This window comes from Arthrobacter sp. AQ5-05 (assembly GCF_003287975.1).
Taxonomy (GTDB): Bacteria; Actinomycetota; Actinomycetes; order Actinomycetales; family Micrococcaceae; genus Paeniglutamicibacter.
Genome location: NZ_QMKQ01000001.1, coordinates 193,092 through 205,947, shown reverse-complemented (window position 1 = coordinate 205,947; position 12,856 = coordinate 193,092). Strand labels below are relative to the sequence as shown.

Sequence of the window (12,856 nt, the reverse complement as noted above, 5' to 3'; positions counted from 1 at the left end):
CGCTCCCTTTCCTACTCTTCGTCTTCCTCGTCCGCCTCGTCCCACTGTTCGTTGCGCTCGCGCACCTTGCTCATGGCAAGTTCGGCCTCGGCCCGCGACTTGTAGGGGCCCAGGAGCTTTGACCAATCCGCCTGCGGACCGGACTCCACCTGGCCGGTGGTGATGTTGAACCAGAATTCGCCCTCGCCGGGCAATGCTCCACTCATCGGGACTGACCCACCTTTCGTTCCTGCACCGTGACTCGGTATCTCCCCACCCTACCGCCGGGAGGCCGCGGGATGCCTTGCGAAACGGGAATGCGCCGTGGCTTGGGGCCCCGTCACACCGCTAGAATGGAAACCATGCCTTTAGCTTCAACCGCGCCCATTGGTTCCCTGGTTCCAGGGACCCCCACTCCGCAACGAACCGTCCCCGCCTCGATCCCCCGCCCCGAGTATGTCGGGCGCCCCGCACCGCGCAAGTCCGATGCCCCGGAGGTCCGCTCCCCCGAGATCATCGCGAAGATGCGCGTGGCCTCCAGGATCGCGGCCCAGGCACTGGCCGAGGTCGGCCGGGCCATCGTCCCTGGTGTCACCACCGACGAGCTTGACCGGATCGGGCACGAGTTCCTGCTGGACCACAAGGCCTACCCCTCGACCCTGGGCTACCGCGGCTTCAGCAAGTCGCTGTGCGCCTCGATCAACGAGGTCATCTGCCACGGCATCCCCGACACCACCGTGGTGCAGGACGGGGACATCGTGAACATCGACATCACCGCGTTCATCGGCGGGGTCCACGGCGACACCAACGCCACCTTCCTGGCCGGGGACGTGGACGAGGAATCCCGGCTGCTGGTCCAGCGGACCGAGGAGTCCCTGCGCCGGGCGATCAAGTCGGTCATGCCGGGCCGGGAGATCAACGTCATCGGCCGCACCATCTCGGCCTACGCAAAACGCTTCGGCTATGGCGTGGTGCGGGACTTCACCGGGCACGGCGTGGCAGAATCCTTCCATACCGGCTTGATCATCCCGCACTACGATGCCGCACCGGCCTACAGCCAGCTCATCGAAGAGGGCATGACGTTCACCATCGAACCCATGCTCACCCTGGGCACCATCGAGTGGGACATGTGGGACGACGGCTGGACCGCCACCACCAAGGACCGCAAGCGGACCGCGCAATTTGAACACACCTTGCTCGTCAACGAGGACGGCGCCGAAATCCTGACCCTGCCCTAGCGCAGGGCACCACCGCCCCGTCAAGTACCCGTTCGAGAAGGAAACCCAACCGCATGACACACAGCGCATCCACCCCGACTCCCCTGGCCATCGGCATCGACATCGGCGGCACCGGCATCAAGGGCGGCATCGTCGACCTCTCGATCGGGAAGCTGATCGGCGAACGCGTCCGCATCGACACCCCGCAGCCGGCCACCCCGGCCGCGGTGGCCGAGGTCGTGGCCAAGATCGTGGCCGAGCTCGATGCCCGCGGGGATGCCCCCGGCGAAGGGACCCCGGTGGGTGTCACCTTCCCGGCGATCATCCACCGCGGCGTGGCACGCTCTGCGGCCAACGTGGACAAGTCGTGGATCGGCACGGACGTCGATGCGCTGTTCACCGGGCAGCTGGGACGCCCGGTCCATGTCATGAACGACGCCGACGCCGCCGGACTGGCCGAGGTGCACTTCGGTGCGGGCGTCGGCGTCGACGGCACGGTTCTGGTCATCACCCTGGGCACGGGCATCGGCTCGGCCCTGATCCACAACGGCGTGCTGGTGCCAAACCTCGAGCTCGGGCACCTGGAAATCGACTCGGTCATCGCCGAGGCCCGCGCCTCCGCGTCGGCCCGCGAACGCGACGGCCTTTCCTGGGACGAGTATGCGGTGCGCCTGCAGCGGTTCTTCTCCCACGTGGAGTTCCTCTTCTCCCCCACCCTGTTCATCATTGGCGGCGGGATCTCCAAGCGCGCCGACGACTACCTGCCGCAGCTTTCGATTGCCACCCCGATCACCACGGCGAAGTCCAAGAACAACGCGGGCATCGTCGGTGCGGCACTGCAGTCGGCGCTCTCCTAGTCCCCACGGGCGCAAAACAATGGCGGGCCCCCTGCCATCCCCATTCACGTTTCCGTGAAGGGACAACAATGCAGCCCGCCGTTTGCGGTTGATGCCACGGGCCCGCCGGGTCCTTCGGACCTTAGCGGGCGCCCAGCGGGCGCTGGTGCCCCACCGGCCGGGTCTCGCGTTCGGCCCGCAGCTTGGCGATGGCCAACTCGAAGTCCTCGAGCGACTTGAAGTCCTGGTACACGCTGGCAAAGCGCAGGTAGGCCACCTCGTCGAGGCGCTGCAGCGGGGCAAGGATCGCCAGCCCGACCTCGCGTGCGTTGATTTCCGCCGCTCCGCTGGAGCGCACCGCTTCCTCGACTTCCTGGGCCAGTACGGCCAGGTCGTCGTCGGTGACGGGCCGGCCCTGGCAGGCCTTGCGCACGCCATTGATGACCTTCGCGCGGCTGAACGGCTCGGCCACCCCGGAACGCTTGAGCACGTTCAGGCTGGTGGTCTCGGCGGTGCTGAACCGGCGTCCGCATGCGGCGCATTGCCGCCGACGGCGGATCGCGGTGCCGTCATCGGTCAATCGGCTGTCCACAACACGCGAATCGGTGTGCCTGCAATAGGGACAGTACATGGCACCCCTTCCTCGGGTCTTTTTGCCGGGCACATACGTGCCCGGGATCAGTTTAGGGCCATATATAGCCTAATCACAACAATGTGATTACCACATGTTGTGGTTGGGCTCACAATCGGGCACAATGGCGGCCCGGTTGCCCCGGGCGCCTCACGGGAAGCGGATGGCCACCGCATCCCCGTGGGCCGGCAGGTCCTCGGCGTTGGCCAGCGCGATCACGTGCGGTGCCACCGCGGCCAGGGCGGCACGGTCGTAGTCGATGACCTGGATGGCCTTCAGGAACGTGTTCACGTTCAACCCCGAGGCGAAGGCCGCGGTGCCGCTGGTCGGCAGGACGTGGTTGGAGCCGGCGCAGTAGTCCCCCAGGCTCACCGGGGCGTTGGGTCCGACGAACACGGCACCGGCCGCGGTGATCCTTGCGGCGTCGGCTGTCGCGTTGGCAGTGTGTATCTCCAGGTGCTCGGCCGCGTACACGTTGCACACGGCAAGCCCGGCGGCGACGTCGTCGACCAGGATGATCGCCGACTGGTTCCCGCCCAGGGCGATGCGCACCCGCTCGGAGTGCTTGGTGGTGGCGCACTGGTCTTCCAGCGCCTCGCGCACCGCCTCGGCGAGCTCGGGGGAATCGGTGACAAGCACCGCGGCGGCGTTGGGGTCGTGTTCGGCCTGGGAGACCATGTCGGCGGCGATGAAGGCGGGGTTCGCCGTGGCGTCGGCAAGGATCGCGATCTCGGTGGGCCCGGCCTCGGCGTCGATGCCGACAACGCCCTTGACCAGGCGCTTGGCGGTGGCCACAAAGAGGTTCCCGGGTCCGGTGACCACGTCGACGGGCTCGATGGCCAGTGCCGGGTCCATTCCCGCACGGGCCGGAACGCCGTAGGCGAAGGCGGCAATGGCCTGGGCCCCGCCGATGGCGTGGACCTCGGCGACCCCCAGCAATTGGGCGGCGGCCAGGATCACGGGGTGGGGCAGCCCGCCGAATTCCTTCTGCGGGGGCGAGGCGATGGCCAGGGAGCCGACGCCCGCGGCCAGGGCCGGCACCGCGTTCATGATCACCGAGCTGGGGTACACGGCCAGCCCGCCCGGGACGTACAGGCCCACCCGGCGCACCGGGACCCAGCGCTGGGTGACGGTGGCACCGGCGCCGTATTCGACCCGGGTCTCGCCGGGCACCTGGGCCGCGGCAAAGACGCGGGCCCGGGCAATGGATTCTTCCAGGCCTGCCCGCACCTTGGGGTCGAGCTCGGCAAGGGCCCGTTCCATGGCCTCTGCCGGAACCCGGGTGTGGTCCTGCTGCACGCCGTCGAACTGCTCGGCCAGCTCGGACAGGGCGGAAAATCCTTCGGTGCGCACGCGGCGGATGATCGATTCGACCGCTTCTGCCGCGGTGGCGAAGTTCAGTTCCGGGCGCGGCAGCACCGCCTTGAGGCTTGCATGGTCCAGGGCGGCACCTCGCAGGTCGAGGTCCTGGAGGGCGGAAAAGGTCTGGGGGCGTACGTTGGAAGTCACCACGCCAGTTTATCGCGAGCCGGGGCCCGGTGCGGCAGCCGTGGCCACAGAGGACTCCTGCGCCGTAATCCCCGTGCCTCCGGCCCCATGTTCCTGTCCGCCGCCGGGCCCGGTGGCCTAGGCTGCTTCCAGGACCAAACCATCGACGGGCAAAGGAAGCACTTGACCATGCGCGAGGCACACGGATCGACACAATTACACGAGGGCAAGTCCCGGATCGTCATCACCCGCTCCGTGGAGGTATCCCCGCAACGGCTGTGGGAAACCTTCACCGACGCCACGGCCTTGGCCGGGTGGATCGGGGTGCTGCGCACCGACGAGGCCACCGGCAAGCACACCTTCTCGATGCTCGAGGGCGGGCAGGAATCGGATCCCGAGGAACTGGACATCACCCGGTGCCGGGCGCCGCACGAACTCGAGTACACCACGACCAGCAAGTTCGGCGGCTGGGGCATGGGCCTGGTGATCAGGCCGGCCGCCGGCGGATGCGAGCTGGAATTCCACCAGGTGCTCGGTGATGCGGACGACCCGCGGAACATGGGGCCGGGCTGGGAGTACTACATGCAACGGGCCATCGCCCACACGCTGGGGGAAAACCCGGACGAGGTGTCGTGGGACGAGTTCTATCCCGCGCTGGCCGATGCCTACGCCGCGGCGCCCGCGCAGCCGTAGCAGCGCCCGTGCCGCGGCGCAGCCGGGACCCGCACCCTAGCCGTCCAGGCAGGTGGGGCCCAGCAGCACCTTCAGGTCCCCGAAGAGCGCCGAGTTCGGGTTGACCCGGTATTCCATGCCCAGGCGCACCAGCGAGGTCCCGCGGGTGCTGTGCAGCTTCACGCGCACCTCGGTGGTGCCCTGGTGCACGCGCAGCACGTCTCCGAGCGCGGAGATGACTTCCTCGGTGGCCTTGTGGTTGGCCATGGAAATGACCACCGGCCCGCCCTCGCCGTCCTCGCTGATCTCCGGGACCGTGAGTTCCTGGGCGTTGAGCGTGATGGAGCCGTCGTCGCGTTTCTGCACCCGTCCCTTGACCACCACGATCAGATCCTCGGCCAAAACGTTGGCAATGGGCGCGTAGGCGTTGCCGAAGAACATGGTTTCCATGGACCCGGAAAGGTCCTCGATCTCGCAGCGTGCGTACGGGTTGCCGGACTTCTTGGCGATACGGCGCTGCAGCGAGGTGATCATGCCGCAGATGGTGACGGTGTGGCCGTCCTGCGGCCCGTCGTCGGAGAGCACCTGGGTGACGGACATGTCCGCGTTTTGGGCCAGCAGTCCGCCCAGGCCCTTGAGCGGGTGGTCCGAGACGTACAGACCCAGCATGTCGCGTTCGAAGGCGAGCTTGTCCTTCTTTTCCCAGTCCGGCAAATCCGGCACGGCCACCGTCATGCCCGCAGCGGCGGTGGGGTCGTCGAAGGCACTGAACAGGTCGAATTGGTTGGCCGCCTCGTTGCGCTTGACCGCAATGACCGAATCCACGGCCTCCTCGTGGATGGCCACCAGGGCGCGGCGCGCATGGCCCATGGAGTCGAAGGCCCCGGCCTTGATCAGGGATTCGATGGTGCGCTTGTTGCAGACCACGGCCGGGACCTTCTGCAGGAAATCGGCGAAGTTCTCGAACTTGCCCTTTTCCTTGCGGGCCTCGACCAGGGCGTTGACGACGTTGGCACCGACGTTGCGGATCGCCCCCATGCCGAAGCGGATGTCGGTGCCGACAGGTGTGAAGTTCAGCGCCGACTCGCTCACGTCGGGGGCCAGTACGGTGATGCCCATGTGCCGGCATTCGTTCAGGTACATGGCCGTCTTGTCCTTGTCGTCCGCGACGGACGTCAGCAGGGCTGCCATGTATTCGGAGGGGTAATGGGCCTTGAGGTACGCGGTCCAGTAGGAGATCACCCCGTACGCGGCCGAGTGCGCCTTGTTGAAGGCGTAGTCGGAGAAGGGAAGCAGGATGTCCCAGAGGGCCTTGACGGCCTCCATGGTGTACCCGTTGTCGAGCATGCCCTGGGAGAAACCGGCAAACTGCTTGTCCAGTTCCGATTTCTTCTTCTTGCCCATGGCGCGGCGCAGGATGTCTGCCTGGCCCAGCGAGAAGCCGGCCAGCTTCTGCGCGATGGACATGACCTGCTCCTGGTACACGATCAGGCCGTAGGTCCCGCCCAGGATCTCCCGCAGCGGCTCCAGGAGCGTCGGGTGGATCGGCGTTTCTTCCTGGAGCTTGTTCTTGCGCAATGCGTAGTTGTTGTGCGAGTTGGCACCCATCGGGCCCGGGCGGTAGAGCGCGAGCACCGCGGAGATGTCTTCGAAGTTGTCCGGGCGCATGAGCTTGAGCAGCGAGCGCATGGGCCCGCCGTCGAGCTGGAAGACGCCCAGGGTGTCGCCGCGGGCCATCAGCTCGTAGGCGCCGGCGTCGTCCAGCTCCAGGCGCTCGAGGTCCAGGTCCACGCCCTGGTTCGCCTTCATGTTTTCCAGGGCGTCGGAAATGATGGTGAGGTTTCTCAGGCCCAGGAAGTCCATCTTGATCAGCCCCAGGCCCTCACAGGTCGGGTAGTCGAACTGGGTGATGACCTGGCCGTCCTGGATGCGGCGCATGATGGGGATGACGTCGATGATGGGGTCCGAGCTCATGATGACACCCGCGGCGTGCACGCCCCACTGGCGTTTGAGCCCCTCCAGGCCCTTGGCGGTCTCGAAGACGCGCGCGGCCTCGGGGTCGGTGGCCACCAGCTGGCGGAAGTCCCCGGCCTCGGAGTAGCGCTTGGACTTGGGGTCCTCGATGTCGTTGAGCGGGATGTCCTTGGCCATGACGGCCGGGGGCAGGGCCTTGGTCAGCTGCTCGCCCATGGAGAAGGGGTAACCCAGCACGCGCGAGGAATCCTTCAGCGCCTGCTTGGTCTTGATCGACCCGTAGGTCACAATCATGGACACGCGTTCGTCGCCGTACTTCTCGGTGACGTACCTGATCACTTCCGAGCGGCGCCTATCATCGAAGTCGACGTCGAAGTCGGGCATGGAGACGCGCTCGGGGTTCAGGAAGCGTTCGAAGATCAGCCCGTGGAGCAACGGGTCCAGGTCGGTGATGCGCATGGCGTACGCGACCATGGAGCCGGCGCCGGAACCACGTCCCGGTCCCACGCGGATCCCGTTGTCCTTGGACCAGTTGATGAAGTCGGCCACGACCAGGAAGTAGCCGGGGAAGCCCATCTTGATGATGACGTCGAGCTCGTAGTCCGCCTGGCGGCGTACGTCGTCCGGGATGCCGTTGGGGTAGCGGTAGTGCAGTCCGGTGTCGACTTCCTTGATCAGCCAGCTGGTCTCGTCTTCCCCGGGCGGGCAGGGGAAGCGCGGCATGTAGTTGGCGCTGGTGTCGAAGGAGACCTCTGCGCGCTCGGCGATCAGCAGCGTGTTGTCGCAGGCGTCGGGCATTTCCCTGAACAGGTGGCGCATTTCGGCCGGGGACTTGAGGTAGTAGCCGGATCCGGAGAAGGCGAAGCGCGAACCGCCCTGGTCGTACGTCGGCTCGTCCAGCGTGGAACCCGAGTTGATGGCCAGCAGGGCCTCGTGGGCCGGGGCGTCGTGCTCGTGGGTGTAGTGCAGGTCGTTCGTGGCGAGCCGCGGGATGTCCAGTTCCTTGGCCAGGCGCAGCAGGTCCTGGGTGACCCGGCGTTCGATGTCCAGGCCATGGTCCATGAACTCGCAGAAGTAGTTTTCCTTGCCGAACAGGTCCTGGAACTCGGCCGCGGCCGCCTTGGCCTCGGCGTACTGGCCCAGGCGCAGCTTGGTCTGCACCTCTCCGGAAGGGCAGCCGGTGGTGGCGATGATGCCCTCGTGGTACGTGTTCAGCAGGTCCCGGTCAAGGCGCGGGTACTTGCCGAAGACCGAGTCGAGCGAGGCGATGGAGGAGGCCTTGAACAGGTTCTTCATCCCGGTGTTGTTGTAGCTCAACAGCGTCATGTGGGTGTAGAGGCCACCGCCGGAGACGTCGTCGCGGCGCTGGGACTCGTCGGTGCGCCATTTTACGCGGGTCTTGTCGTCGCGGGCGGTGCCCGGGGTGACGTAGGCCTCGATGCCGATGATCGGTTTGACGCCGGCGGCGGTTGCCTTGGACCAGAAGTCGAAGGCCCCGAACAAATAGCCGTGGTCGGTGGTGGCCAGGGCGGTCATCCCGAGCCGGTTGGTCTCTTCAAAGAGTTCTGTCAGGCGCGCAGCACCGTCAAGCATTGAGTATTCGGTGTGCGTGTGAAGGTGTACGAATCCATCGCGATTAGAGCTAGCCACCGATCCAGTCTAGGCCGTTGCGTCAAGCAATGCCGGCCAATCGAACCGGATGTGAATAGCGGCACCCGAAGCCGTGCCGCGGGTGCCGCCGAAGGACCTAGAAGTTGCCGTCGCGCAGCATTTCCAGGGCGTTGTTCAGGTCCAGCGGGTAGTCGCTGGTGTATTCGACCCATTCGCCGCTCACCGGGTGGAAGAAGCCCAGGCGCTGGGCGTGCAGCCACTGCCGGGTCAGCCCCAAGGCGGCGGCCAGCTTCGGGTCTGCCCCGTAGGTCTGGTCCCCGGCGCACGGGTGGCGCAGTGCCGAGAAGTGCACGCGGATCTGGTGGGTGCGCCCGGTTTCCAGATTGACCTCCACCAGCGAGGCCCGGCCGAAGGCCTCGATGACCTTGTAGTGGGTCACCGAGTCGCGGCCGTCCTCGACGACGGCGAACTTCCAGTCGTGGCCCGGGTGCCGTCCCAGCGGGGCGTTGATGGTGCCCTCCAGCGGGTCGGGCAGGCCCTGGACCACCGCGTGGTAGATCTTCTTAGGGGTGCGTTCCTTGAAGGCGCGCTTGAGTGCCGTGTAGGCGCGTTCGGTCTTGGCAACGACCATCAGCCCGCTGGTGCCCACATCGAGCCGGTGCACGATGCCTTGGCGTTCGGATGCGCCGGAGGTGGAAATCCGGTAGCCGGCGGCCATCAGGGCCCCGACAACGGTGGGCCCGACCCAGCCGGGCGAAGGGTGTGCGGCGACGCCCACGGGCTTGTCGATGACGACGTAGTCATCGTCGTCGGCAATGATCTTGAGGTCTTCCACGAGTTCTACCCTGATTTCTAGTGGGTCCGGACGAAGCGGGATGAAGACTTCGATGGTTGCCCCTGCGGGGGCCTTGCGGGACTTCCCCAGGACCCTGCCGTCGATGGTGACGTTGCCTTCGGTGCACAGCAGTGCAGCCTGGCCACGGGAGATGTCCAGCCGCTGGGCCAGGAGGGCATCGATGCGTGTGCCGGCTTCTTCCGCGGAGACCTGGAGTGTTTCGGTGCGTTCGCCGCTCACGGCTTCTCCTGCGTTTCGGTCCCGGACTCGGTCCCGGACTTGTTCTTGGAGCCGGACCTGCTGCCGTCGAATTCTCGGCCCGTGAACAGCAACAGGCAGATGGCGACCATCGAACAGACGATGAACATGTCCGCGACGTTGAAGATGGCAAAGTTCGGCAGGGCGATGAAGTCGACCACGTGCCCGTGCCCGAAGGACGGCGGGCGGAACAGCCGGTCGGTGAGGTTTCCCGCCACCCCGCCCATCAGCCCGCCCAGGGCCAGCGCCCAGGACCAGACGCGGACCTTGCGCACCAGGAAGATCGCGACATAGAGCAGCACCGCGGCCTGGATGATGGTGAAGATCCAGGTGACGCCCTCACCCATGGAGAAGGCTGCACCGGAGTTCTTGATGAAGTACCAGCGCAGCACCGGCGGGAAGACATCGATCACCTGGCCCTCGTACATGCTGGTTTCAACGATGCGCTTGGTGAACTGGTCGAGGACCAGCGCCAGGACGGCCAGGGTGCTCGTGGCGAGCACCAGGTGGCGCCGAGTGGCGCCGGGTGCCGCGGGCTTGGCGGCACCCTGTGGTGCCGGTGGTACGGAGCTGTTTTCCATCATGTCCTTTAACGCATTGTTGGCGGTCGGTAACCCGACCGCCAACAATCTTAATCCATCAATATGCGAGGCAAGTGGTGAAGCAGATTAGCCGTTGTCCTTGGCGTCTGCCGTGTCCATGGAGCCCTTGGCTTCGAGGTCGCGAAGCTGGCCCTCGATGTAGGTCTTCAGGCGTGCACGGTAGTCGCGTTCGAAACCACGCAGCTGCTCGACCTTGCGCTCCAGGACGGTCTTCTGCTGTTCCAGGGCGGAGAGTGTCTTGCGGCTCTTCTCCTCGGCTTCGGAAACAAGGCTGTTGGCCTCGACCTGGGCTTCGGCGATGATCTTGTCACGCTGCTCGACACCCGCGGAGACGTATTCGTCGTGCAGGCGCTGGGCCATGGCGAGAACGCCTGCCGCCGATTCGGCGGTGGAAGCCTGGGCTGGGGCTGCGGCCGGGGCTGCTGCAACAACCTTCGCCGGCTCTGCTGCCTTGGGTGCTTCGGCTGCCTTGGGCTCTTCCTTCTTGACCTCGGGAGCCTTGGCTTCCTTGGGCTTGTCGGCCTCGACCGGCTTGGCTGCCGGTGCGGCCGCCACAGGGGCAGGAACGGACTGTTCGCCTTCGCTGATGCCGGCTTCCGACAGGCGGCGACGCAGTTCGTCATTCTCCTGCGTCAGACGACGTAGCTCGACAACGATCTCGTCTAGGAAATCGTCAACTTCATCCTGATCGTAGCCTTCACGAAACTTCGTCGGCTGAAATCGCTTGTTGACTACATCTTCTGGCGTGAGAGCCATCTGGTCACCTCGATACTTGGTTCTCTCCTCGAACCGCTGAAGTGCGGCACGAGTACACTTACCGTTTATTGGTGCGCAACCCGGTGCAGTCGTTGCGCCTAATGTGACAACACTATAACGACTGGGCCGGTAAAGGCTAAAGGCAACGCACTTTCTTTCCAAAAGTCGCTTGCCTTGGGCCTTGTCGCACCGTAATTCAGGCCTCGCTCAAGGCCTATCCCTGCACCGTAGCCATGCCCAGGTTGTTCACAATAATCTTGAGCACGATGACGGCGAAGAACAAAATGATGAACGCCAGATCCAGGCGGATTCCCCCGAGATCAAGCGGTTTTATGCGCGAGCGCAACCAGCGCATCGGCGGGTCGGTGGTCTTGGCGATCAACGAGACCGCGACCAGCGCCATGCCGCGCGGACGCCACGAGCGCGCAAACGACTCCGTGACATCAAGCACTATGCGCAAGAGCAACATGACTTGCAGCACCGTCAGCACCACATACAGCAGTGCGAAAATTAGCTCCACTATTCCTTCGAACCCCTGGGCTTAGCTCTGGTTGAAAAACGTGGCCTGGTCTTCGGACTGCTTCTTGTCCTCACCCAGGACCTCGACCGTGGAGGGTGAAAGCAGGAACACCTTGTTGGTGACCCGCTCGATGCTGCCGTGCAGGGCAAATACCAGCCCCGCGGAGAAATCAACCAGGCGCTTGGCGTCCGCTTCACCCATGTCCGTGACGTTCATGATGACGGGGATGCCATCACGGAAGTTCTCGCCAATGATTTTTGCATCATTGTAAGAACGTGGATGAACGGTGGTGATCTGACGCAATGAAGAGTCCTCGTCCCGAGCAGAAGGTGCGCGCTTGATGGGTGTTACCGGAGCCCGGTATTCGTTTTCGATGGCAGGGCGGGGTGCCACTGGTGCTACCGGAGCAGGCTGTGCGGCAACCGGCTCTTCGCGGACAGGCTCGACAACGCGCACTTCTTCACGCGCTTCAATGTCGTGCTTCTCAGCCTCGAAGTTCTCGTCACCCTCGGCGAGTCCCAGGTAGATCATTGTCTTGCGCAATGCGCCAGCCATGGTCTTCTCCTTTTAATCGTGCGCGGTCGGCGGTTTACCGAACCGCAAGTCTCTCCGCTAACTAGACGCTACAGCACCATTTGGCGGTGCCGGAGGACATTGGGGCGATTTGCGCGGTGTGTCGCCCCGCGGTGGCCGCGCAAGGTGGTGCTTGGCTGTCGGTCCGCGGCCTAGCACCGGGAGCCCGGTTCGATTCCCGGCGAGCCCGGGTCGGCCGTGTCCCACACCAGTCCGGCCAGCCGTCCGGTGCCGGGATCCCTGCGGTAGGAGAAGTAGTCCTCGTCCTCCAGGGTGCAGATCCCCGATTCGGTGACCCTGATGCCAAGGTCTCGCAGTTCGGTCGCCGCGGCATGCGGCAGGTCCAGCCCGGCTGTTCCCTGGCGGGTTCTCGATCCGATCCCGGGGCGTTGTTCACAAGCCTCGGCGGCCATGGCCTCGGGAACCTCGTAGCAGGCGCCGCAGATGGCCGGCCCGATCCAGGCCTCGATCTGCCGGGCACCGGCCGCACGCAAGCGTTCGGCGGTGGCGCCCAGGATGCCATCGAGCAGTCCGCGGCGTCCGGCGTGTGCGACGGCGCTGAGCGCGCCGTGCTCCCCGGTTCCGACGAAGACCACCGGAACGCAGTCGGCGACCATCACGGCCAGCGGCGCCGCGGCGTTCCCGCTGAGCAAGGCGTCGCAGGTGGGGATCGCGGCGTCCCGGGAATCCTCGGGCACCTCGAGCACCGTGGCCGAGTGGATCTGGTCCATGTAGCTGAACCGCTTCGGGCCCAGGCCCAGGTCCCGTTCCAGATCGCGACGCCGCAGCAGCACGGCGTCGCGATCATCCGGAACGTGGAAGGCAAGGTTTCCTTCGGCCACGGAAGTGAATGCAATGTGCACGCTCGGGGCGAGCATCGATTGGTATCGCAACATGGTGGGCC

At 65.5% G+C, this 12,856-nt stretch carries 13 protein-coding genes; 3 read left to right on the top strand and 10 right to left on the bottom strand.

All coding sequences use genetic code 11. From position 1 onward, the window contains the following. Positions 1-11 precede the first annotated feature (11 nt). Positions 12-206 carry an SPOR domain-containing protein gene (locus tag DQ353_RS01015; protein ID WP_113760935.1) on the bottom strand — a complete coding sequence of 65 codons (195 nt, stop codon included), beginning with the start codon at positions 204-206 and terminating at the stop codon, positions 12-14. A gap of 135 nt (positions 207-341) precedes the next feature. On the opposite strand from DQ353_RS01015, the gene map reads away from it, so the two are divergent. Then, complete coding sequence (gene map / locus DQ353_RS01010; RefSeq protein ID WP_113760934.1) at positions 342-1,217, top strand: type I methionyl aminopeptidase; 876 nt, start codon at positions 342-344, stop codon at positions 1,215-1,217. Between the two features lie 53 nt (positions 1,218-1,270). Beyond that, entirely contained in the window at positions 1,271-2,053 is a 783-nt protein-coding gene (gene ppgK, locus DQ353_RS01005) for a polyphosphate--glucose phosphotransferase (RefSeq protein ID WP_113760933.1), read from the top strand. Between the two features lie 121 nt (positions 2,054-2,174). Here the strand turns inward: ppgK and nrdR are convergent, their stop codons facing one another. After that, positions 2,175-2,663, bottom strand: a complete 489-nt coding sequence (nrdR, locus tag DQ353_RS01000) for a transcriptional regulator NrdR (RefSeq protein WP_113760932.1) — start codon at positions 2,661-2,663, stop codon at positions 2,175-2,177. Positions 2,664-2,813: 150 nt separating this feature from the next. Next, positions 2,814-4,172, bottom strand: a complete 1,359-nt coding sequence (gene hisD / locus DQ353_RS00995; RefSeq protein WP_181578186.1) for a histidinol dehydrogenase — start codon at positions 4,170-4,172, stop codon at positions 2,814-2,816. A gap of 168 nt (positions 4,173-4,340) precedes the next feature. Here hisD and DQ353_RS00990 point away from each other — a divergent pair, with 168 nt between their 5' ends. Further along, positions 4,341-4,844, top strand: a complete 504-nt coding sequence (locus DQ353_RS00990; protein ID WP_181578185.1) for an SRPBCC domain-containing protein — start codon at positions 4,341-4,343, stop codon at positions 4,842-4,844. A 36-nt stretch (positions 4,845-4,880) separates the two neighbouring features. On the opposite strand, the gene dnaE is transcribed toward DQ353_RS00990, so the two are convergent. From dnaE to DQ353_RS00955, 7 genes are all read right to left on the bottom strand, one after another. Beyond that, positions 4,881-8,447: a DNA polymerase III subunit alpha gene (gene dnaE / locus DQ353_RS00985; protein ID WP_113760930.1), complete on the bottom strand. Its 3,567-nt coding sequence runs from the start codon at positions 8,445-8,447 to the stop codon at positions 4,881-4,883. A 97-nt stretch (positions 8,448-8,544) separates the two neighbouring features. Beyond that, positions 8,545-9,483 carry an RluA family pseudouridine synthase gene (locus tag DQ353_RS00980; RefSeq protein ID WP_113760929.1) on the bottom strand — a complete coding sequence of 313 codons (939 nt, stop codon included), beginning with the start codon at positions 9,481-9,483 and terminating at the stop codon, positions 8,545-8,547. Continuing rightward, positions 9,480-10,082, bottom strand: coding sequence for a signal peptidase II (gene lspA / locus DQ353_RS00975; RefSeq protein WP_113761227.1), 603 nt, complete (start codon positions 10,080-10,082; stop codon positions 9,480-9,482). Before lspA ends, DQ353_RS00980 begins: the two co-directional genes overlap by 4 nt. Positions 10,083-10,169: 87 nt before the next feature. Continuing rightward, positions 10,170-10,859, bottom strand: coding sequence for a DivIVA domain-containing protein (locus tag DQ353_RS00970; RefSeq protein WP_113760928.1), 690 nt, complete (start codon positions 10,857-10,859; stop codon positions 10,170-10,172). 214 nt (positions 10,860-11,073) lie between these two features. Further along, complete coding sequence (locus DQ353_RS00965; RefSeq protein ID WP_071213501.1) at positions 11,074-11,379, bottom strand: YggT family protein; 306 nt, start codon at positions 11,377-11,379, stop codon at positions 11,074-11,076. Between the two features lie 21 nt (positions 11,380-11,400). Then, positions 11,401-11,934, bottom strand: coding sequence for a cell division protein SepF (locus DQ353_RS00960; RefSeq protein ID WP_113760927.1), 534 nt, complete (start codon positions 11,932-11,934; stop codon positions 11,401-11,403). 170 nt (positions 11,935-12,104) lie between these two features. Further along, positions 12,105-12,848, bottom strand: coding sequence for a purine nucleoside phosphorylase YfiH/LACC1 family protein (locus tag DQ353_RS00955; RefSeq protein WP_113760926.1), 744 nt, complete (start codon positions 12,846-12,848; stop codon positions 12,105-12,107). Positions 12,849-12,856 lie beyond the last annotated feature (8 nt).